The organism is Myroides profundi (genome assembly GCF_000833025.1).
Classification (GTDB): domain Bacteria; phylum Bacteroidota; class Bacteroidia; order Flavobacteriales; family Flavobacteriaceae; genus Flavobacterium; species Flavobacterium profundi_A.
Window position 1 is genome coordinate 3,410,795 of record NZ_CP010817.1, and the last position, 23,924, is coordinate 3,434,718.

The following is a 23,924-nucleotide window of genomic DNA, read 5'->3' on the forward strand; positions in this document are numbered from 1 at the left end:
GTAGGATTCGAACCTACGACATGAACATTTTACTAATCCCATATTAGTTGTTCTTCTGATTACAAACAGGATAAGGTAAACTACTGTCCCTCACTTCTGCGCTATACCGAAACGCTTCCAAGGTTTGTATCTTTCGAACAGTACAAAGATGCACACCTACCTACGCAATCAAATTGCGCACTAATAAATATTTGTAAAATGTTCTATTAAACACTAAATATCAATTAATTACAATCACAAATAATTCAAACAAAAAACAACTACGCAATTACACTGCGTACGTAAAGAGAAGAATATGTATATTTGAAGTGAATAAAACGCTAAAAAGTAATGGCAACGAATAAATTAGCATTATTGCGCTATCGAATTATCGATGAATGTCTACGAAACAGATTCAGAAAATGGACGCTTAACGACCTTATCGAAAAAGTAGCTGATGGACTATACGAATACGAAGGTATAGACACTGGTATCAGCAAGCGTACAATACAGCTCGACATACAAGCGATGCGCAGTGATAGTCTAGGATATAATGCTCCTATCATCGTAGTAGATAGAAAATACTATACCTATGAGGATGCTAACTACAGTATCAAAAACTCTCCTATCAACGATGCAGATACAGAAAAGCTAAAAGAAGTAGTCGCTATACTAAAGCACCTCAACGGATTCAGTCAAGTAGATGAGATGAGTGAAGTCATTGCGAAGTTGGATAATAGTTTACTGACCCGTAGTACGAAAGCGCCCAACTATATACAGATGGAAGGCAATAGTTTGCTAAAGGGAATTAAATTCATCAGTCCACTATATAATGCGATTAAGAACAAACAAACCTTACTGATAGAATACAAATCTTTTAAGTCTAAGGAAGCCACTAAGAATATCTACTATCCTTACTTATTAAAAGAGTATCGCAATAGATGGTTTGTAGTCGTACGCAGTAGTACTCATAAGCATTTACTGACGTTAGCACTTGACCGTATCATCAACGTATATGCCTTAGCAAACGAACCTTATAAAGAATATGAAGGAGTAGACTTTGACCGATATTATAACGATACCCTTGGAGTGACTAAGACGGAACAGGACCGAGCTCAGAAAGTAATACTATGGGTGAATGCCTATAATGTTCCTTACGTAAAGACCAAACCCCTACACCATTCTCAGCAAGTATTAGAGGAAGATGAGGCAGGTATGAAGATACGCATAGATGTAGTCCTTAACTTCGAACTCGAAAGAGAAATACTTGGCTTCGGTGAAACGTTGAAAGTCATTGCTCCTAAAATATTACAAAAACGAATAATGAAACGAGTGATGAAAATGAACGAACAGTATATATCTACAAATGAGAAAGAAGAAATATAAAGCTATGTTGTACTTTCTAAAATAACTACCTTCGTTTTTTATTTTACAATATACCAAACCCCATACCTAATGGACAGACAACAAATAGAAGAAATATTCAATATGACTTTCGCAGGATTATCACTATTCTATCGTGACTGTGAGCTAAGTCAAGAATTAATCAATAAATATCATATTGGGCAGATTATACAGGAACGCGGTTTCACAGATGCTACTTATAAAGGAGGAGGTATTGCTACGAACTTGCGTTACCTTATTGCCTCTGCTCATGCTAAAGATGTAGCAGCTCTTGTACCTCAGATGGAAGAATATGGATTAGTGATGATACAGTCAGGTGCTTACTTTAAAGTATTGGATATTCACACTATTGATAACAAAACACAAATTGTATTACTGCATATTGCTGAAGAAACCAAAGAATTCTTTGCAACCAACTCTTCTAATATAGAAGATCAGATTGTACAGAAAGCAAGAGAAGGATTTGAAGCTAAACGAAATACACAACCTATACCATGCTTACAAAATCAAGAATGGATAGATAGAACAGCTCTACCTATAGGTATGAGTGATACAGGAGAATTCTTTATATAATAATCATTTTATTAAAATATCCTGAGAGTCTAGGTAATTGATATTATCTAGGCTTTTTACTTTAATACAAATTCATTTCAAAAAACAATAATCGCGAATGATTATGAATCACTTACATAAAAATACGTAAATTTATACTCTCAAAAAAGAAAGCACTTCCTATGACCAAAAGAATATTATTATTTGTAATTATGATAGGTTCAATATTAGGTATTTTCTTATTTGTACAATATAATAACACCTCTCCTGACCATTCTTATTTTAAAAGAATAGTAGTTCAACAAGACACAATAAGTATCAATATTGACTTCAATAGGATTCAACTCAATGAAGAAGAGTTTATAAAAGCTATTCCTGCATTTAACAATAGAAACAAAGAATATCTCCAACAAGATTATAATTCTGACACAAGTCTTGTACAAAAATACATCACCTTTCATTTAGAAGAATTACAGAGAGAAGAGCTAGCGTCATTGGGGATAAATGACCTATCTAAAGAAGGCAATACTATCTTATATCAAAAACTCAAACTAGTTCATATTTGGTTGTATCCAGTAGATGAGCTAAACAAGAAGTATTATTTAGTATTTGACTACAGTATTGGTAAAGAATACGCAGATGCCGTTATTGTAATAAGAACAGACTTACAGGGTCATTTGATAGATATTAATTGGGAAAGTTAAATCCTTATATTAATGCTCTAATAAATACCATTGCTCACTAAATTCAATAGAACCTTAGAAGTTCCATCTCTACTATACAAGAATAGATAGAGTTACAAAATATCTAAAAACCAAAAGCCATAGTGCAATATCTCCTTTTGATGACATTGTCTAGGGGCATCATAAGTTTTATAGACCATCTCACCTACTTCAAAAGGAACAGGCTTTTTAAACATTGGCCCGTCATAGACAAAGGTGTGAAACTCTCCATTCTCTCCACAAGGATCAACCCCATTAGGCAAATCTTCTATAAACTGCTTATCTATTGTACGCCCAACAAAACTTTTATCGAGATATTGCTCATTAACACAAACGACAATTGTTTTCAATCCACAGTCTACCATTTCGTGAATTAATGTTGTTGTATCTCTATTCCACAGTGGGAATACACCAGTGATTCCTAACCTTGCTAATTGTGCCTCTCTAAACGTTTTTAAGTCTTCTAAGAGAATATCTCCATAAATACTATCGAGTATACCCAAACGCTTATACTCTTCCAATTGATTCATTATAATAGCTTCATACTCTTGTAGAGAGAGCTTTTCATGAAGGTGTACTATATCTAAAGAGATTCCTATGCATTCTGCTTGTCGTTTTAATACTTCTTCTCTTATCCCATGCATAGATACCCGCCCGAAATGTTCATTAACAGTAGTCATTAGACGCACTACTTCTAGTTCTTTACTTTGTTCTATCTGATATAAGGCATAAGCAGCATCCTTACCACTACTCCAGTTTAAAAAAGCACTCTTCATTCTTTTGTTGTTTTTTGGTCAAAACAAGATATAAAAAAACGGTCTCACTACTGTGAAACCGTTCTATATTTATTTTATCAAGAATTAAATCTCTCTATTAGGATCGAATGCCTCTAATATTTGAGCCACTCTCTGTACGAACTGTCCTCCTAACGCTCCATCTACTACTCTATGGTCATAGCTGTGAGATAAGAACATTTTCTGACGGATACCGATAAAGTCTCCTTCTGGAGTTTCGATAACAGCAGGTACTTTACGGATAGCTCCTAATGCAAGGATACCTACCTCTGGTTGGTTGATAATTGGCGTACCAAATACACTTCCAAAAGTACCAACGTTAGTTACTGTATACGTACTACCTTGAGTATCGTCTGGTTTTAATTTACCAGCTTTAGCACGATTACCTAAATCATTAACCGCTTTAGCCATACCTACTAAGTTTAACTGATCAGCATTTTTAATTACTGGTACAATTAAGTTTCCGTTTGGTAATGCAGCAGCCATACCTAAGTTAATATTTTTCTTCTTAATGATATAATCACCTTCTACAGAGATATTCATTCCAGGGAAGTCTTTTAATGCCTTCGCTACAGCCTCCATAAAGATAGGTGTGAACGTAAGTTTCTCTCCTTCTCTCTTCTCGAATGAATTCTTCACTTTATTTCTCCAGTTCACGATATTAGTCACGTCTACTTCGATGAATGATTGTACGTGAGCAGAAGTCTGTACAGATTTCACCATATATCCTGAGATCAGCTTACGCATACGGTCCATCTCTACGATTTCGTCAGCACCGTTTACAGATACTGGAGCTGCTTTAGAAGCAGTTTGAGCTGCTGGAGCAGGAGTAGCCTTTGGCGCTTCTACTTTTACAGCTGCAGCTTGAGGTTGGTTCCCTCTATTTTTAATATAATCTAAGATATCATTCTTAGTTACTCTTCCATCTTTACCAGTACCCGCTATAGCTTCTAATTCAGCTACAGATACCCCTTCTTCCTTAGCTATATTTTTAACTAATGGAGAAAAGAACTTATCAGAGTCTGAAAAATCAACAGGCGTAGCTACTGTATCTTGTGCTACTGCTACAGTCTCCGCTACAGCTTTTACTTCTGCAGGTGCACTGCTTGCTGATGGAGCTGATGCAGGAACATCACCTTCTGTTTCTATGATTGCGATAGTTTGTCCTACTTGAACAACATCATCTACTTGGAATAAAATCTCTACTAAAGTTCCTTCAACCTCTGATGGAACCTCACTATCAACTTTGTCTGTAGCAATTTCTAATACTGTTTCATCAGCGTCAATATGATCCCCTACATTCTTCAACCAGTTTGTAATTGTTGCCTCTGCAACACTCTCTCCCATTTTGGGTAATTTCAATTCGAACTTTGCCATATTTATAACCTAAGGTTGTGTTTTCTTATACAAATTACAAATTTAATAATATTTCAGACTTTTTACAGCCATTTATAAAATTATCATTCTATCAAAAACTATACTTCTCTATCCTTATTTCTCTCATTACATCTATTTAAATAATCCATTTTTACATATTTTCTTTTGAATTTTATTCCAAACTACGCAATTCATTTTTTTAAATAAAAATGTCGAATTAAGTCAAAAAAGCTCTTCTCATAAGGATAGTTGCTGAAATATACAAAAAAACAAAGTACCAAAAACTTTCTTTACTATTAAAACTGTACAAAACAAAAAAACCGACCATCACTGGTCGGTTTTTCTTATCTCTAAAAATAATATTTTTTATTATTTGATAGTATTACGTTTACGATCTGTCTCTTTCAAGAAGATTTTTCTTATACGTAATGACTTAGGAGTCACCTCAACGTATTCATCTTTTTGGATGTACTCTAATGCTTCCTCTAATGAGAATTTGATAGCTGGAACAATTCTAGCTTTATCATCAGCACCTGAAGAACGTACGTTAGATAGTTTTTTCGTTTTAGTAACGTTAACAGTCATATCATCACTACGCGTATTCTCACCGATTACCTGTCCTTCATAGATATCCTCGTTAGGATCAACGAAGAATTTACCACGGTCTTGTAACTTATCGATAGAATAAGGAATAGCCTTACCATTCTCCATAGAAATTAATGAACCATTGTTACGTCCAGCGATTTCTCCTTTGTATGGTTGGTATTCTAAGAAACGGTGTGACATAATAGCCTCACCAGCAGTAGCAGTTAATAACTGGTTTCTTAAACCGATAATACCTCTAGAAGGGATTAAGAATTTAATAATCATACGATCACCTTTAGGCTCCATACTTAACATCTCACCTTTTTTCAAAGTAACATATTCTACAGCACGTCCAGATAAGTTCTCAGGAATATCAATAGTTAATTCTTCTATCGGCTCACATTTAACACCATCAACTTCTTTGATGATTACCTGTGGTTGTCCGATTTGTAATTCGTATCCTTCACGACGCATTGTCTCGATCAATACAGATAAGTGTAATACACCACGTCCGAATACCATAAATTTATCAGCACTATCCGTTTCGTTTACACGTAGAGCTAAGTTTTTCTCTAACTCTTTAGCTAAACGATCTTTGATGTGTCTAGATGTAACGTATTTACCTTCTTTACCGAAGAATGGAGAGTCGTTAATAGTAAATAACATACTCATTGTTGGCTCATCGATAGTGATAGTTGGTAATGCTTCTGGGTTTTCGAAGTCAGCGATTACGTCACCGATTTCAAATCCTTCGATACCTACTACAGCACAGATATCACCTGCGTGTACTTCAGATACTTTTTTACGTCCTAATCCTTCAAAAGTATGAACCTCTTTAATTTTAGATTTAACAGTTTTACCGTCTCTCTTAATTAAAGAAACATTCATTCCCTCTTTTAAAATTCCTCTATGTAAACGACCAATAGCAATACGTCCTGTAAATGTAGAGTAATCTAAAGATGTGATTAACATCTGAGGAGTACCTTCATTCATTTTAGCAGCTGGAATATGCTCTAAAACCATATCTAATAATGGTTCGAAAGAGTCTGTTGGTTTTTTCCAATCGTCAGACATCCAGTTGTTTTTAGCAGAACCATATACAGCTGGGAAATCCATCTGCCATTCTTCTGCTCCAAGTTCAAACATTAAGTCAAACACTTTCTCGTGTACTTCCTCTGGAGTACAGTTTTCTTTGTCTACTTTGTTAACAACCACACATGGTTTTAAACCTAAACTAATCGCCTTTTGAAGTACGAAACGAGTTTGAGGCATTGGTCCCTCAAAAGCATCTACAATCAAAAGAACACCATCAGCCATATTTAAAACACGTTCTACCTCTCCTCCGAAATCCGCGTGACCTGGAGTATCGATAATGTTAATTTTTGTTCCTTTATAGCTTACCGAAACGTTCTTAGAAGTAATAGTAATACCTCTTTCTCTTTCGATATCTTCGTTGTCTAAAATCAACTCTCCTGATGTTTCATTCTCACGAAATAATTGACAGTGGTGTAAAATTTTATCAACCATAGTAGTTTTACCGTGGTCAACGTGTGCTATAATAGCAATATTCCTAATTGGTGTCATATAGGGATTTTAAAATTAGAATTTCTTTCTCGCTGCAAATATATTCATTTAAAAATGAATAGTATCAACAAAAAAAGCTCTCAGTATTGAGAGCTTGATATTTTTTACTTACAAACCAAATCGTTGTCTCTATAATACTATAAAGCAGCAACGTGTTTTGTTAATTTTGATTTCAAGTTAGAAGCTTTGTTGTCATGAATGATATTTTTCTTAGCTAATTTATCAATCATAGAAACAACTACAGGTAATTTAGCAGCAGCATCTTTTTGATCTTCGATCAAACGTAAAGCTTTGATAGCATTACGAGTTGTTTTGTGCTGATATCTGTTTAATACTCTTTTCTTTTCGTTACTTCTAATTCTTTTTAAAGCTGACTTATGATTTGCCATTTCTTAAATATTTTATTAAGTCTATACTATTTTTCTCTTGTAGTCCGTAGGGGAATCGAACCCCTGTTACCAGGATGAAAACCTGGCGTCCTAACCCCTAGACGAACGGACCAATTAATTGTAATAAATAAAATTCTCAAAAAGAGAATCTGTAGTCCGTAGGGGAATCGAACCCCTGTTACCAGGATGAAAACCTGGCGTCCTAACCCCTAGACGAACGGACCAATTAATTGTAATAAATAAAATTCTCAAAAAGAGAATCTGTAGTCCGTAGGGGAATCGAACCCCTGTTACCAGGATGAAAACCTGGCGTCCTAACCCCTAGACGAACGGACCAATAATTGTAATATATAAATCTTCTAAAGAAGATCTGTAGTCCGTAGGGGAATCGAACCCCTGTTACCAGGATGAAAACCTGGCGTCCTAACCCCTAGACGAACGGACCAATAATTATAATCTATAAACTCTCAAAAAGAGAATCTGTAGTCCGTAGGGGAATCGAACCCCTGTTACCAGGATGAAAACCTGGCGTCCTAACCCCTAGACGAACGGACCAATAATTATTTATATATTTTTTAGTCAAAGAACTTTTGTAGTCCGTAGGGGAATCGAACCCCTGTTACCAGGATGAAAACCTGGCGTCCTAACCCCTAGACGAACGGACCAATTTGCATTAGATAAATTCTCGTTAAAGAACTCTGTAGTCCGTAGGGGAATCGAACCCCTGTTACCAGGATGAAAACCTGGCGTCCTAACCCCTAGACGAACGGACCATTTGTTTCTCTAATGCGGATGCAAAACTACAATAAATTTTTTATCCCGCAAGAGAAAAACAAAAAAAATTGAAATTAATATGCTTTTGCAAATAATACTCTACCCTTAGAAGGCTTGCCTGTTAGCACACATATTCCCTCTTCCTCTTTTCTATCAATTGGAATACAGCGAATTGTAGCTTTTGTAAGGTCTTTGATCTTTTCTTCTGTCTCACCAGTACCATCCCAGTGTGCAGAAATAAATCCTCCCTTACCTTCTAGCACTTCTTTAAATTCTTCAAAAGAATTCACCTCAGTGATATGCTCAGCTCTATAATCGTAAGCTTTCTTAAATAAGTTACTTTGGATAGTCTCTAATAGATCTTGGATATATTCTACGATACCCTCTTTAGACACTACCTCTTTCGTAAGCGTATCACGACGTGCAACCTCGAAAGTTCCATTTTCTAGATCTTTAGGTCCTACAGCTACACGCACAGGCACTCCTTTTAGTTCGTATTCAGCAAATTTCCATCCTGGCTTATAAGCTGTACGATCATCAAATTTGAAAGAAATATTTAATTTCTTAAATCTATCTGTAATCTTTTTCACTTCCTCACGAATAGCTTCTAACTGCTCGTCTGTTTTATGAATAGGTACGATAACTACTTGTATAGGTGCTAAGTTTGGTGGCAATACTAAACCATTGTCATCAGAGTGAGTCATGATTAATGCTCCCATTAGACGAGTACTCACACCCCAAGATGTAGCCCATACATGCTCTTGTTTTCCTTCTTGTGAAGTAAACTTAACATCAAATGCCTTAGCGAAGTTTTGTCCTAAGAAATGTGATGTACCTGCCTGTAATGCTTTACCATCTTGCATTAATGCCTCAATACAGTAAGTCTCAATAGCTCCTGCGAAACGCTCATTCTCTGTTTTGAATCCTTTTACAACCGGAATGGCCATAAAGTTCTCTGCAAAGTCTGCATATACGTCTAACATTTGTTCTGCCTCTGCCACAGCTTCTTTCTCAGTAGCATGCGCAGTATGACCTTCTTGCCATAAAAACTCAGCTGTTCTTAAGAATAGACGAGTTCTCATTTCCCAACGAACTACGTTCGCCCATTGATTCACTAAGATTGGTAAGTCACGGTATGACTCAATCCACTTTCTATATGTATCCCAAATAATTGTTTCTGATGTAGGACGTACGATTAACTCCTCCTCTAACTTAGCATCTGGATCTACTTCTATCGTTTTTCCGTCTTCTCCTGTTTTTAATCGGTAATGAGTTACAACTGCACACTCCTTAGCAAATCCATCTACGTGACTTGCCTCCTTACTAAAATAAGATTTGGGGATAAACAAGGGGAAATAAGCATTTTGGTGACCAGTTTCTTTAAATTTCTTGTCTAACTCTGCTTGCATCTTCTCCCAGATAGCATACCCGTAAGGCTTGATAACCATACATCCACGTACACCTGAATTCTCTGCCAAATCTGCTTTGACAACTAATTCATTGTACCATTTAGAGTAGTCCTCACTTCTTTTAGTAATATTCTTGCTCATTTTTAATATATTAGCAGTTAAAATTGTTTAACTCTTAATTAACTATAATAATTCCACAAAACTAACTAAATTTGTTTTGACCGACAATTAAAAAAACAACGAAATGAAAACAATTATCCAAACTTCTAGATTATTAAGCAAATTAGGAATGTTTTTGCTTATAGGAGGATTAACTGTTTCTTGTGGTTCGTATTATAATACCTCTTATCACGATGGTATATATAGTCAAGGTGAGAATACTCAACAATATCGCAACAATCAAAATCCTGACGCTAATTACTATGCGGAGTATTTCAAGTCAAAAAGTGACGAGTTCGAATATTTCACTGATGTAAATCAATATACTTCACCTGTCAATGACAGTGTTATTCAACACAAACCTAAACAAGCTGTATCTTACGGCTCTTGGGGGACAGAACCTAGCAGTGTAAGTATTAATTACTATAATAATAGTTACGGATACCCTTACTATGGACATGGTCGCTACGGCTATCCATACTACGGTAGTTATTGGGGTGGTTATTACGATCCTTTCTATAGTCCATACTATTGGGGTGGAGGATTCGGCATGAGCTTTGGCTTTGGCTGGGGCGGTGGATACTATGGTCATCCTTGGGGTGGTTATTATGGATATCCATATTATGGAGGTTATTACTCACACAGACCTAATTACTACTATAATAATGTATCTTATTCTAGAGGAGGAAGATCTAGCTATACTAGATCATCGTATAACTCTAATAACGCTTATAGAGGGAATAGCAACTCTGCTTATACGAGAAGTAACTACTCTGGAAGAAGTAGTAGCAACTACTCTAACAATAATAGATCAAGTTATAGCAGATCAAGCTACCAAACTAATAATAGAGGAAACAGTAACTCAGGTTATAACAATAGCAGCAGAAGTTCTTACTCAAGATCTTCTTATGGCACTAGTTCATATAATAACTCTCGCTATAACAATAGCTCTTCTAATAGTAGCAATAGCAACTATAATAATAACTCTAGAAGTTCTTATTCACGTAGCAGCTACTCTACACCTTCTTCTTCTTCATACTCGCGCAGTAGTGGAAGTAGTTACAGTGGAGGATCTAGAAGCTCTTCTAGCGGTGGAGGTAGTTCACGTAGTAGTTACAGTAGATAATATATAAGTAAACAAGACAGAAAAAAATGAACAAGTATTTTTATACATTAGTAAGTTCTATCTTACTATCCGCAGCAGCTTATGCTCAAGAAACTGCACCTACAGATGTCATGAGATATAATCAATCGGATCTAAATGGTACAGCTCGTTTTAGAGGAATGAGTGGAGCTTTTGGTGCAGTAGGGGGAGATTTATCTGCCACGAATATTAACCCTGCGGGGGGAGCTATATTTAATTATAATACAGCTGCCTTCAGTTTATCTTATTTAGCTAGAAACAATAAAGCTAACTACTATGGTACTAATACTTCCAAAAAATATGATGGTCTAGACTTAGGTCAGATGGGAGCAGTATTTGTTTTTAACAACTACAATGACAAGGCTACAATGAAGAAGTTCACCATAGGACTTAACTATGAGAGCACTAAGAATCTAAGAAACGACATATTATTCAGAGGAACGAATACACATAATAGCTTAGGAGACTATTTTTTAAACATGGCTAATGAGTCTAAAATACCTCATAATGTCGCACAACCAAAAGGTAGCTCTGCAGAGCAAGACTATATGTATGCTGGCCAACAAGCAGGCTTCATAGGACAACAGACCTACTTAGCACACGAAGCATTCTTAATCAATAAAGGTTCACAAGACGGAACATATACAGCGAACTATAATCAAAATAGTCAGTATAACCAAGCTAGATCATTTAGCAACAGTGGATTTACAAACAAGTTTGCTGCTAACTTTGCAGCACAACTGGGGCAACGTTTCTATGTAGGTGCAAACCTGAATATCCACGTAGTAGATTATACTCAGAGTAGCTTAGCTCAGGAGACTATCGCTACACCAGGAGGAAGAGGCTCTATTCAGTCTATGGGCTATTTTAATGAAGTCTATACTTATGGGACAGGATTCTCATTTAATATAGGAGCTATTGGACAGATTACTGAATCTTTAAGAGCAGGTGTGGCATACGAGTCACCTACTTGGTACTCTCTTAAGGATGAATTAATCCAAGGGCTTTCTACATCTCGTGTAGGTGAAAATGACGCTATAGTAGATCCTAGAGTAGTGAATGTATTTGATCGTTATAGGCTGAGAACTCCTTCTAAATATACAGGGAGTTTAGCTTATATCTTTAAAGATAAAGGACTGATCAGTGTTGACTACACATTTAAAGACTATAGCAATAACGAATTCAGACCTAAAGGTAATGATACTTACTACGGCTTAAACCAAGGAATCAATACCATGATGACAGGAGCAAGTGAAGTGCGTATCGGAGGGGAATACATCATCAAGCAAGTAAGTTTAAGAGCTGGATATCGCTTCGAACAGAGTCCTTATAAGAAGGATTATAAAATGTATGGTGATCTAAATGGCTACTCTGCAGGTATCGGATATACTTTCGGTAGTTCTCGTTTAGATTTATCTTACTCTAGAACTTCACAGTCTTATAATTCGTACTTAGTAGACACTACAGGTACAAACCCTTATCAGGCTGCTAATATTAAAACGACAGATAACTTTGTAAGTTTGACATACAACATTAATTTCTAATTAGATTAGAAGTTTAAATACTTAATCTCTTTATCGGATAAACTGATAAAGAGATTTTTTTATTATACCTTTGCAGTTCGATTTTTATAAAAATAATAATAAGCAAATAATGAAGTATATTTTTAAACTTTTCGCTGCAATATGCTTGCTTGCTACTGCTACAAGTTTTGCTCAAGAAGGTGTAACTACTCCACTGCGTTATACAGATTCTAACAAAGGTAAATTCTACATTTACTGGGGAGGTAACCGCGGTACTTTCAGTAATTCTGACATTCGATTTAGAGGTGATGACTATGACTTCATCTTACAGAATGTATCAGCGTCTGACAAACCTAAAGGATGGCATATCGACTACCTTAACCCTACTCGTATGACTATTCCACAAACGAACTTAAGAGTAGGTTACTTTATCTCTGATAAATATAATATCTCTTTAGGAGTTGATCACATGAAATATGTAATGGATCAAAACCAAACAGTAGGTATCTTAGGATACTACCCTGGTCAAGGTTCTTACGGAGAAACTATTCCTGGACATCCTAACCAAGTAAATCTAACTGAAGATTTCTTAATGTTCGAACACACAGACGGGTTAAACTACATCAACGTAGAGTTAAACCGTGTGGATGACATCTCTAAACTTTTTGGAGTATGGAACACAGATAAAGTTCAGATCAACTTAACTGAAGGTGTTGGAGCTGGTATTGTATTCCCAAAAACGAATACTACTTTATTAGGTAAAGAAAGATATGACGAATTCCACGTTTCTGGATTTGGTCTATCAGCTAAAGCAGGTCTTAACGTGACTTTCTTTAAACACTTCTTCGTTCAAGCAGAGTTAAAAGGTGGATACATCGATATGTATGATGTACGTACTACAGCTAGCAAATCAGATAGAGCAATGCACAACTTCTGGTTCGGAGAAACAATCATCGTATTCGGTGGTATCTTTAGATTATAATAAAGACACATAAACAAACAATATACCGAGAGGCTATCATTTATTTGATAGCCTCTTTTTTATTCTCATTATTTACCTTCCATGCTGTATAAATAGAACCTCAGCACTATTTGTTTATTTATAACCCCTACTCTATCTTGTGATATAGTCCAAAACGAAAGCTAAACCTATTCTTCTTCATTTTCTATTTTACTTCTATTTATTTATCTATTTCGCCCCTTAAAAATCGATTTATAGTCATTTTCCCCTTCTATTAACTCCTTTTTTTACTCAAAAACCGTTTTTTCCCTACTATCACTCTCCTCTTCTTATAAAACATTATATCTTTTTTTATACTCATATCGAGAACAAATAACAACAAAAACCTATATATCAATTCATTACCAAAAAAAATCTCTTTATTATCCTCTAACCTCAACACCTCTCTATCCTACTAAACACAAGCCTTCATACCTATTCCTTCAACACTTCTTCAACATTTCCCCAAGATTGCTCTAGTTTAAAGCCCTTTTCTTGAAGGAATATTGAAGAGGTGTTGTCGCACTGTTGAAGAGGTAAATACTATCCTTAAGAAACAGGGCTCATCAAAATCTTAAAGTGTTTTGTAAACACCCAAAATTAAAAGGCAACGATGGCATTGTACAATCAAATTTTATCTCTCACACCGATTGATTTATATCCCTCCTAAAATCAAGGTTCTAAAACAGAATGCTTATAATTAGACTACTAGATTCACATAATTATACTAAAGCGCTTAGTTTGTAGCTAAAAAAAATGTAATTTTGCAGTCCAATTTTTTTAAATCAATGAGAACCAAAACTTTAAAAAAGAATAAAATCAACGTAATTACTTTAGGTTGTTCAAAAAACGTTTACGATAGTGAAGTGTTAATGGGACAATTAAAAGCAAGTGGAAAAGAGGTAACACATGAGGCTGCTAATGATGAAGCTAATATTGTGGTGATCAACACTTGTGGTTTTATTAATAACGCAAAAGCGGAATCAGTAAACACAATCTTAGAATACGTAGAGAAAAAAGAGGAAGGTATTGTTGACAAGGTCTTCGTTACTGGATGTTTATCTGAGCGATACAGACCTGATTTAGAAGCTGAAATCCCTAATGTAGATCAATACTTCGGTACGACAGATTTACCTTTATTATTAAAAGCATTAGGAGCTGACTATAAACACGAATTATTAGGAGAGCGTCTGACGACTACTCCTAAAAACTACGCTTACCTTAAAATCGCTGAAGGATGTGACCGTCCTTGTAGCTTCTGTGCTATCCCATTAATGAGAGGAGCACACGTGTCTCAACCTATCGAGAAATTAGTAAAAGAAGCTGAGGGATTAGCTAAAAACGGAGTAAAAGAGTTAATCTTGATCGCTCAAGATTTGACTTACTACGGATTAGATTTATACAAAAAGAGAAACTTAGCAGAGCTATTAGAGAACTTAGCGAAAGTAGAAGGTATCGAATGGATCCGTCTTCACTATGCATTCCCTACAGGATTCCCTATGGATGTATTAGAACTAATGAAGAGAGAACCTAAGATCTGTAACTACCTAGACATTCCTCTACAACATATCTCTGACAATATCTTAAAGTCTATGCGCCGTGGTACTACACAAGCGAAGACAACTAAGCTATTAAAAGAGTTTAGAGAAGCTGTACCAGGTATGGCTATTCGTACGACATTAATCGTAGGATACCCAGGAGAAACAGAAGAAGACTTCCAAATCATGAAAGATTGGGTACAAGAAATGAAGTTTGAACGCTTAGGATGTTTTACTTACTCTCATGAAGAGAATACACATGCTTATAAATTAGAAGACGATGTACCTGAAGAGGTAAAACAAGCTCGTGCTAATGAAATCATGGAAATCCAAGCGCAAATCTCTTTTGATCTAAACCAAGAGAAGATAGGACAGACATTCCGTTGTATCATTGATAGAAAAGAAGGTACTGAGTTCATCGGACGTACTGAGTTCGATAGCCCAGACGTAGATAACGAGGTAAGAATAGATGCTACTAAACACTATCTAAAAATAGGTGAATATGCAGATATCCACATCGATAGTGCTTATGAGTTTGACTTATTCGGTACACCAGTAAAATAATATTTAAAAGCTGTTCTTCACTGAACAGCTTTTTTTGTACCTTTCTTTTAGAATCTAAAAAATTATTTAATCATTTAGTCTCTGGCTACTCTTCGATCAAGGTGTTTATTTTAGTTTGTTTACACAACAATAATATTAAGGTAAAGTTGACAATACATAAAACATTCATCTTTGTCCTAATCAATTAAAACAGATACCATGAGATTTCAAAAGAGACTATTAGTTTTATGTTTAGCTATGAGTTCATTTGCATTTGCACAAGATAATAAAGTATTGCGTATCGCACATAGAGGTGCTATGGGACACGTAACGGAGAACACAGTAGAATCTGTACTGAAAGCTGTAGAGATGAAATCTGATGCGATCGAAATAGACGTATTTAAAGTAAAAGATGGAGCTCTAATGGTACACCATGATGATACTTTAGAACGACTAACGAACGGTAAAGGAAATATTGAACAATATACTCAAGCAGAACTACAAGCGCTAATAGTAGATGGCAAATATAAAATGCCTACCCTAGAAGATATTATTGCTGCTATCAATAGAAAGGCAGTATTAAATATAGAACTAAAAGGAGCGAATACTGCAGAAGGTACATACGCTATCATCCAACAGTTCAAACAAAAAGGATGGACGAATGCAGACTTTATCATCTCTAGTTTTAAATGGGATGAATTAGAAAAAATAGCTGCTCTAGATCCTAATTTAGACATCGCTGTACTGACTTCTAAAGAGCCAGCTGATGCTATCGAATTTGCACATAAGATCAAGGCTGTAGCGATCAATCCTTACTTCAAAACATTGAATGAGAAAAACGTGAGTAAAATCAAACAAGCTAAGTTAAAAATATATCCATATACTGCGAATGAGGAGAAAGATATCCAACGTCTAAAAGACTTAAAAGTAGACGGTATCATCACCAACTTCCCAGAGAGAATATAATACATTTTGGTTAGGTTATTTTAAGCAGAAAGGCGTATTCAGTGTGAATACGCCTTTTATTTTATTCGCTATTTATACTTTATATTGCTTCAAAGAAACCTGTGAAATACTGTAAGAATAGCACCCATAAGATGATAATCGTAGTACCTAATATCGCTCCAAATAATCCACCGAGTACGAAGTCCTTTTGCTTCAACATCCCTGTACCAAAGACGATGGCGTTAGGCGGTGTAGATACTGGTAAGAATAATCCACACGAAGAACAAAGTCCTACCACTAACCCTACAGGTAATAACTGATCTGTAGGTAGTACAATAGCGGCAATATTAATCACAATAGTAGCTGTAGCAGTACTACTCATAATATTAGAAAATAACACTGTCACTACTGCGAAAATAATCATCATCACGATCATATTAAACTCCATCCCTGCTAAGAACTGAGAGTAATATGGCGCTAGTAGCTCTTTAATAGCCATCCCTAGAGATAATCCTCCTGCTACTAACATCAAGGTATCCCAAGGCAATCTACGCACGTCCTCTGCTGTGATAATCCCCAACATCGGCAAGAACATAATAGGTACCATAGCGGCTCCTGCTGTAGGTATATGTAATCTACTTCCTAACATCCACATCAATACTGTCACTCCTAGGATAATAATAACGGCTAAACGCTGTAAACGCATACTATTCGTCATTTCTAAAGCTTTGTTTGCGAACGAAACATCTAATCCTTTCACCTTAGAAGTATACTTGCGCACTACGGCATACCAGAATGTCCCTAATAAAACCACCGCTGGTAAGAACCCTAATAACAACCACTGAGAAAACGTAACATCGAATCCTTTAGATTTCAATACGTTCACTACGATCAAGTTAGGAGGTGTAGATACCATACTCATCATCCCTGCAAAGGTAGCAGCTGCTGGAATACTGACTAAGATCGCCTTAGACATATTAGAGTCTTTCCCCTCTCTATCTATCAAGGGCATCACTGAAGCTAATACCATAGCTGCAGTCGCTGTATTCGAGATAATCAAGGATAGAACTGAAGTAACAATAATAATACCTAATACTAGCATATTAGGATTAGAACCAAAAATAGAAATGGTCTTCTTAAACAACGACAAGTCAAGATTGGTCTTCCGCATTCCTTCACTCAAGAAGAAACCTCCTAAGAATATCCAGATCACACTGTCTGACCAGGTATCTGATATCTCCTGGGGCGAAATCGTGGCTCCTTGTATATTCCCCATGGTATAGACGAGAAAACCTATAATCATAATCCCTACCGCAAAGGGAGGAATGGCTTCTGTCGCCCAGAGTAATATAGAGAATATTAAAATAAACATGGTGTATTTCTGAGCTTCACTAAAAACATCAGGAGCTAAGAAATAAGTACCTAACAGCGCAGCGACTAAAGAAAAGAAGAAAATACCTACCCTCGTTTTGATATTCCACATATTCCACGAGGCCTCTATTAGAAGCTCACTGTAGAATCGGATACCCGTTCTAATCTTCCTAATCTTGTCAAAGTAATCAAATTCCATATTCTTGTATTTAACCTTTAAAATTACAACAAATTAGTACATCAAGCCACTTTTACTATTGTATAATAAAAACAAAAGTGGAACTCTGACGAGTCCCACTTTTAAGAATTAGTGCATTAACCTTATAATCTATTAACTATGAAAGCATTAATTAAAACTATATTTTAACCCTATTTGTATTTGGTATGGGTTTCCTCTATTGACAGGAGTCCCTTTTGTATTTACTCTATAATTAAATTGTTGTGTAGCTTGATCAAAACCTGGTAAAGCAGCTGTCTCACCTTTCTTAGGTACACCTAAAGCATATAGAGACTGCGTTCTCATAGATTTATTCACTCCCCAATCTTTATTCAATAAGTTCGCTACGTTAAATACATCTGCTGATAGCTCAAACTTGTGTTTCCCTTTAACATGGAAAGTCTTCGCTATACGCAAATCAAATACACCATAGAAGCTATTCTTTCCTCCGTTTCTCTCTGCTATTTTACCATAGCTATCTTGGATATAATTTTTAAGACTACTGCTTACTTCTGGGTTATCCATAATCGCTTGTAATCCATCCTTAATATGCTGTGGAGTCTTTGGATCATTGATATCAAATACATACGCTAAGTCATTATTACCACTAACAAAATCTCCATTGGTATTACCCCCTGATAATAAGCTATATCTCGTTCCTCCAATACCAGAGAATCTCACTCCTACATTCACTCCGTAGAAACTAGGTGCATTACCATACACTACTAGCTTATGTCTAAAGTGATTATCAGAATAGCTCATCTTGCTTAGATCTCTAGGATCATCTGCTACTGGTAGTCCTAGTGTAGCCGAGTTAGCTACGTTTCCATTATAAGAAGTATTGTCCTTAGTAGAGTTCCAAGTATAACTTACTGCTATCTGTCCATCTCTATAATAGTTATAGTTCGTGTCAAATACTAAAGCATAGTTATTTACTTTTCCTTCACTTACTAATTCTAATACACGACCTAGTTGATTTGATTTTCTACCTTGTTTCCAATCAGAAGCACCGTTCGCTAAAATAGTTTCTGCAGGGACGAATACTCCTCTTCCTCCTTCATTGTCTAAAGTAAAGAATGGTTTATCCACCATATTTCTATCTTTATAGAAGTAGTTATTACGAGCTAAGTTCATATACCCTGTCACACTCACCTTAAATCTACTACTGAAGAAGTGTGTATACGATAAGTTAGCCTTATACACCATTGGTACTTTTGCGTCTTTTCCTGTGAAGTTGATTGTGCTTAACTGATGTTGAGTCAAAGAAGGTATAGTGTTTTTATCTTTTCTATAAGCTTCAAAGTCTGGAGTAGGTACATCAGCTCCCATTACATCTACAGTAGCTAACTTACTTCCATCAAAAGTAAGGTTGTTAATCAATGCATAGTTATTCACATCCGAACCAAAGATACCTCCACCTAGACGGATATAGTCTGTATTGTTCTCATTGATATTCCAATCAAACTGAATACGTGGCTGTACAATCAAAGACTTAAACTTATTGTCTGTTCTTAACCCTAGCTCATCATATACTAACTGGTTAAACTTAGCTGTCGGATACTTCGCATAATCTAAACGAAGCCCTAAAGTCATATCTAAACCAGGATATAAAGAAGTCTTCATTTGTCCATAGATACCCGCATTTAATATATTTCCATCGACAGTAAGATCATCTACTAAAGGTACTTCTCTATAATATCTATAAGGTCTTAGGTTCTCAAAGCTATCCATAGACGAATATCCTAGAGCAGGATCATTATTAAAATGGAAACGTCCATTCACTTCACTACCATATACTGACTTAGAATTAGTCTGCATCAGGTCAACACCGAACGTATAGTTTACTTTATCTGTGTTATAGTATAAATTATTTACAACCTGAAAAACATTGTTGGTGAACTTCTCTTGTGCGAAACGGTGTCCTCCCAACTGTATATTAGCTGAACGCACACCACCTCCAACATTAGAAGTTACATTCTCCACAATAGCACGTGATATATACCACCCTGGCAACTCTGCACTCTGATGACTATCCTGGAATGTATATAGGTACTGTACTTTTAACTCATTAGTCAGTTTAGGGCTGATATTCGTTCTTAATGTAGCTAATAAACTGTTGTCAACACTCTTATCTGTACCATAAGATTCGTATAGATTAATCTGTGTATTATCTCCTAATCCTAGTGGATTATAGTCATACGTAAGGTTATTTCTAACCGTCAATAAGTTGTTCTCGTTAATCTGCCAATCTAAACGCAAGAAGGCTGCATCAGAGTTTCTTCTCTTGTCAAATGTTCCATACTGAGGATTATTAGACACGCCATATTTATCACGAGCAATACCTACGAACTTATCTAAAGTCTGGTTAGTAATCCCGTATCTATCCTCATCTGCTGGTCCATTAATATCTGCAATCACTAGTGATCGAGTGTCTAACTGGTGATCCCATGCTACAAAATAGTGTAGTTTATCCTTAATAATCGGGCCACTTAAAGATAGTCCATATTGATAAGTAGAGTAATCTCTATCCCCTTTCTTATTTCCGTTAATATCATACGGACTAGATAACCAATCTGCACGCATATAAGAGAACATCGAAGCTGAGAACTCATTAGTTCCAGACTTAGTAACCGCACTAACGGTTCCTCCTCCACTTCGCCCTAATGTCACATCATACTGATTTGTCACTACCTGAAACTCACGTACTGCCTCCATAGACACAGAATAGGGAGCACCACTTCTACTAGTAGTTGCCCCTCCTGATGTAGGATTCTTAGCAGTAGTACCATCTATCGTAAAGTTAATAGAAGACCCTAGCTGTCCTCCTATAGACCCTCCATTCGATAAAGGAGATAAATCCGTTAGGTTAGCAAAATTACGTCCGTTAATCGGCAGGTTCTTTATAGAGCTCGCTGTAAAAGTAGTCGCTGCCCCCAATGACTCCTTCTGATTCTTTAAGCTCTTTCCATCAATAACGATTTCTTCTAAATGCTGATCATCTAATCCAATAACAATATCTACGAATACATTATCACCTTGGTTTACGTAGTACCCCGTTTTCTTAACTTCTCCACCAGTCTCATCTTGTGTAACAACGATATAAGGCCCCCCTAATGGAATTTCTTTAAAGACAAACTCCCCATTAGCATTCGTCTTAGTACGTGTGGTAAATCCTGTAGATGTATTTCTAATCATAACTTCTTTTCCCTGTTGGATCGCATTATCTTGTAATACGATCCCTTGGATAGAAGCTTGTGTGGTTTGAGCAAAAACTTGTGCACTAAATAAAGTCGCACATACCAAACCTGCTAATTGTATTTTTTTTTTCATTTACGTTACTACTAGTTGATTAATGAAGTCAAATCTATTCCTCCATTATTATCTCCAGATGTTTAGTGCGTAAAGAAATTGTCATTTTTAAATTCAAGAATTCAAAGAGTTATTATTAAAGTGTTAACTCATAGTCATCTTATACTAAAGTCTGTTTTTCTCTGTCATATCTATTTCTTTAGAACTGTATTTCACCTTTTGGTTTCCTAAATTATACTTCAAAGAAACAGCAAAACCTTGTGTATCGCTATAGTCTTTAAAGTAGTTATTTTGATTCGCATAGTTAGTACTAATGATCTGTCTATCACTACCAAAAACATTATACACATACAGATTAGCAGATAACTTATTCTTCAAGAACTCTCTACTCATGATAAAGTCTGTACGCTGATAACCACTTATTCTAAAAGTCCCTTGAACAGTAGGAGTATAAAAGTTATAGGTTAACATCGCTTTCCAGTTACTTTTCTTTTCAATATCAACAGAAGTACTTAATCGCCCTCCAAATATTAAAGCATCATTCTTATACAACTTCTTATCTACACCATAAAAATAATCTTCCTGCTGTTGCAAGTAAAGAAAAGGACTCACTGACCAAATAGGTAAAATCTGGTGAGAATAGTTTACAATCATACCTGCTAGTTGTCGTTTATCTATATTCGTATAATGATAGATTAACATATTATTTTCAGGTTCTTGATAAGAGATTTCCATAGATGGATTGCTCTCACGATTATAGAACAGTTCAATATTTAACTGATTCCAATTATAACTTAAACTAAAATTATGACTGATAGTTGGTTTTAAATCAGGGTCCCCTTGGAAATATGAAAACAGATTATAGTAACTCTTCGCAGGATTCATCCAAGAATACGAAGGTCTGTCAATGCGCTTTCCATACGAAAAACTCAATTGTTCTTGTTCTGTTAGATCGTACTTCACATAAGCTGTAGGGAATAACTTAAAGTATGACTGCGTATTACTCCCTACTCCTGTACTCTTCGTCTGAATACCTGTGTACTCTCCTCTCAATCCTGTTTTAACCTGCCATTTATCCCATTTTTTAGTAAATGAGGTATATCCAGCCCAATTGATTTCTTGATAATCAAATAAATTACTCTTATCTATATTAGGTTTACTAGTTTTAGTATCAAAAAAGTCTAATGAATATAAAGCTTTGACAATACTATACTTCCCTCCTACTTCCCAATTCGTCGTTTCTTTATCCACTGAATAATCTATACCTGTCACCCCTAATCGAGTGCGTTGATTATCCTTAGTTGCAAAAAAGCGCTCTGATGGTAACTGATCTTTAAAGTTTAGTTCAGTTAACACATCTTGATTATCTTTTTGATTTTCATACGTAAAATAAGAAGACCACAATAATTTCTTCTCTTGACTAAACTTCTTGTCTAACATAAAATACCCTGTATACGTATCCATATTAGCACGCTTCTTATTAAAAGTAGTATAGTTAGATTCTACAATCCCCTCTTTATTATAAATCAATGTAGGGATGACAAAATCTCCTTTGGTTTGTTCATTAATATAACCACTTCCTCCTACTGTCAGTGTCAGTGTCGTATCTACCTTTACATCCATCTCCGCATTAAAGTTATGTCTTCCTCTCAGCTTATTCTTACGTGTCAAATCTGTACTCCAACGCTCTCCGTTCTCATAGATAACGTTGTCTTCATTATAGCGTACTCCTGATCCTTTTGTATAAGAATAATTTCCAGATAAATTCACTTTATCACCAGAGTAAAAATGTTGTGTACCTAAGGTGTTAATTGCATAGGTAGTTTGTTTAAAACGATCTGTTACACTCCCTTTATATCCTAAGTTTACGTTCTTTTTTAATTTAATGTTCAATACTGCTCCACCCTGAGCATCATACTTCGCAGGAGGGGTCGTGATAACTTCTACGGCCTCTACCTGTGTACCATCTGTAGACTCAAGCATCTCTTTTAACTGTTCTCCTGTCAACATCACCTTTCTATCATTAATTGTCACTAATATACTAGAGCTCCCACGGATACTTAGGTTATCTCCTATCGCATTGACCCCAGGTGTTTGTTTCAGAATATCCCACGCATTCGTAGTCGCTAATGGTGTATCTTGTACATTAAACACTAGTCTGTCTATCTCTCTTTTTATAGTAGGACGCTTGGCAGTAATCATTACTTCTTCTAAAATAGCGTTATCTTCTGCTAACTCTACTACAGCTGGAGCCGTACCCAAAGCTATTGTCTGAGATTTAAACCCTACATAACTAAATTCTAATTGGGTAATAGATGCATTAGCGTCTAAATCATAAACACCTTGTTCATCCGTATAAACAGACTGTACTATCTTGCCATCTGCATCTTTTGCTACAACAGTAACAAAAGCCAATAGTTCCTTTTTATTGTCTGTTACTTTTCCTTTGATCTGAGAGTTTGTTGTTTGTGCATTTACTAATACACTTAACAATAATATGCTCCATAAAATAAGTATGCGTACCATAATTTCATTAATTTTAAACAAAGGTGCTGTATTCAGAAAAAGAAGGCGGTTAATGAACGGTTAATGAACGGTTAACAGCA

General features: G+C 35.8%; 16 protein-coding genes and 7 tRNA genes. 8 read left to right on the top strand and 15 right to left on the bottom strand.

The window, feature by feature from the left end; all coding sequences use genetic code 11:
* Nucleotides 1-330 precede the first annotated feature (330 nt).
* The 3 genes from MPR_RS15045 (at nt 331) to MPR_RS15055 (ending at nt 2,639) form a co-directional block, all read left to right on the top strand.
* A complete protein-coding gene (locus MPR_RS15045) occupies nt 331-1,365 on the top strand; it encodes a helix-turn-helix transcriptional regulator (protein WP_041893954.1) in 1,035 nt (344 codons plus the stop codon).
* 69 nt (nt 1,366-1,434) lie between these two features.
* Complete coding sequence (locus tag MPR_RS15050; RefSeq protein WP_041893956.1) at nt 1,435-1,956, top strand: hypothetical protein; 522 nt, start codon at nt 1,435-1,437, stop codon at nt 1,954-1,956.
* A gap of 161 nt (nt 1,957-2,117) precedes the next feature.
* Entirely contained in the window at nt 2,118-2,639 is a 522-nt protein-coding gene (locus tag MPR_RS15055) for a DUF2004 domain-containing protein (RefSeq protein ID WP_041893958.1), read from the top strand.
* A 92-nt stretch (nt 2,640-2,731) separates the two neighbouring features.
* Here the strand turns inward: MPR_RS15055 and MPR_RS15060 are convergent, their stop codons facing one another.
* The 12 genes from MPR_RS15060 to proS form a co-directional block, all read right to left on the bottom strand.
* Nucleotides 2,732-3,433 (bottom strand): Dph6-related ATP pyrophosphatase, encoded by a 702-nt coding sequence (locus MPR_RS15060; RefSeq protein WP_041893961.1) that lies wholly within the window; start codon nt 3,431-3,433, stop codon nt 2,732-2,734.
* Nucleotides 3,434-3,517: 84 nt separating this feature from the next.
* Nucleotides 3,518-4,828, bottom strand: a complete 1,311-nt coding sequence (locus MPR_RS15065) for a dihydrolipoamide acetyltransferase family protein (protein WP_041893963.1) — start codon at nt 4,826-4,828, stop codon at nt 3,518-3,520.
* A gap of 369 nt (nt 4,829-5,197) precedes the next feature.
* Nucleotides 5,198-6,997 carry a translational GTPase TypA gene (gene typA / locus MPR_RS15070; protein WP_041893965.1) on the bottom strand — a complete coding sequence of 600 codons (1,800 nt, stop codon included), beginning with the start codon at nt 6,995-6,997 and terminating at the stop codon, nt 5,198-5,200.
* 137 nt (nt 6,998-7,134) lie between these two features.
* Nucleotides 7,135-7,386, bottom strand: a complete 252-nt coding sequence (rpsT, locus tag MPR_RS15075; protein ID WP_006260350.1) for a 30S ribosomal protein S20 — start codon at nt 7,384-7,386, stop codon at nt 7,135-7,137.
* Nucleotides 7,387-7,426: 40 nt separating this feature from the next.
* Nucleotides 7,427-7,498 (bottom strand) — tRNA-Glu (locus MPR_RS15080).
* 40 nt (nt 7,499-7,538) lie between these two features.
* Nucleotides 7,539-7,610: transfer RNA gene (locus MPR_RS15085), tRNA-Glu, on the bottom strand.
* Between the two features lie 40 nt (nt 7,611-7,650).
* Nucleotides 7,651-7,722: transfer RNA gene (locus tag MPR_RS15090), tRNA-Glu, on the bottom strand.
* 37 nt (nt 7,723-7,759) lie between these two features.
* Nucleotides 7,760-7,831: transfer RNA gene (locus tag MPR_RS15095), tRNA-Glu, on the bottom strand.
* 38 nt (nt 7,832-7,869) lie between these two features.
* A tRNA-Glu gene (locus MPR_RS15100) sits at nt 7,870-7,941 on the bottom strand.
* A 38-nt stretch (nt 7,942-7,979) separates the two neighbouring features.
* Nucleotides 7,980-8,051 (bottom strand) — tRNA-Glu (locus tag MPR_RS15105).
* 36 nt (nt 8,052-8,087) lie between these two features.
* Nucleotides 8,088-8,159 (bottom strand) — tRNA-Glu (locus MPR_RS15110).
* 75 nt (nt 8,160-8,234) lie between these two features.
* Nucleotides 8,235-9,710 (bottom strand): proline--tRNA ligase, encoded by a 1,476-nt coding sequence (proS, locus tag MPR_RS15115; RefSeq protein WP_006264474.1) that lies wholly within the window; start codon nt 9,708-9,710, stop codon nt 8,235-8,237.
* 103 nt (nt 9,711-9,813) lie between these two features.
* Between proS and MPR_RS15120 the strand changes: the two genes are divergently transcribed.
* From MPR_RS15120 to MPR_RS15140, 5 genes are all read left to right on the top strand, one after another.
* On the top strand, nt 9,814-10,854 hold the full coding sequence (locus MPR_RS15120; protein ID WP_041893969.1) for a hypothetical protein: 1,041 nt from the start codon (nt 9,814-9,816) through the stop codon (nt 10,852-10,854).
* A gap of 26 nt (nt 10,855-10,880) precedes the next feature.
* Complete coding sequence (locus MPR_RS15125; protein ID WP_041893971.1) at nt 10,881-12,416, top strand: OmpP1/FadL family transporter; 1,536 nt, start codon at nt 10,881-10,883, stop codon at nt 12,414-12,416.
* Nucleotides 12,417-12,525: 109 nt separating this feature from the next.
* Nucleotides 12,526-13,377 carry a membrane protein gene (locus tag MPR_RS15130; protein WP_041893975.1) on the top strand — a complete coding sequence of 284 codons (852 nt, stop codon included), beginning with the start codon at nt 12,526-12,528 and terminating at the stop codon, nt 13,375-13,377.
* Between the two features lie 806 nt (nt 13,378-14,183).
* Nucleotides 14,184-15,497 (top strand): 30S ribosomal protein S12 methylthiotransferase RimO, encoded by a 1,314-nt coding sequence (gene rimO / locus MPR_RS15135; protein ID WP_006264477.1) that lies wholly within the window; start codon nt 14,184-14,186, stop codon nt 15,495-15,497.
* Nucleotides 15,498-15,695: 198 nt separating this feature from the next.
* A complete protein-coding gene (locus tag MPR_RS15140; RefSeq protein WP_041893977.1) occupies nt 15,696-16,442 on the top strand; it encodes a glycerophosphodiester phosphodiesterase in 747 nt (248 codons plus the stop codon).
* Between the two features lie 79 nt (nt 16,443-16,521).
* Here MPR_RS15140 and MPR_RS15145 read toward each other — a convergent pair whose 3' ends face one another.
* The 3 genes from MPR_RS15145 to MPR_RS15155 all read right to left on the bottom strand — a co-directional run bounded on the left by MPR_RS15145 (nt 16,522) and on the right by MPR_RS15155 (nt 23,844).
* Nucleotides 16,522-17,991: an SLC13 family permease gene (locus tag MPR_RS15145; protein ID WP_006260357.1), complete on the bottom strand. Its 1,470-nt coding sequence runs from the start codon at nt 17,989-17,991 to the stop codon at nt 16,522-16,524.
* 147 nt (nt 17,992-18,138) lie between these two features.
* A complete protein-coding gene (locus MPR_RS15150) occupies nt 18,139-21,339 on the bottom strand; it encodes a TonB-dependent receptor (protein ID WP_041893980.1) in 3,201 nt (1,066 codons plus the stop codon).
* Between the two features lie 144 nt (nt 21,340-21,483).
* On the bottom strand, nt 21,484-23,844 hold the full coding sequence (locus tag MPR_RS15155) for an outer membrane beta-barrel family protein (protein WP_041893983.1): 2,361 nt from the start codon (nt 23,842-23,844) through the stop codon (nt 21,484-21,486).
* Nucleotides 23,845-23,924: the final 80 nt, after the last annotated feature.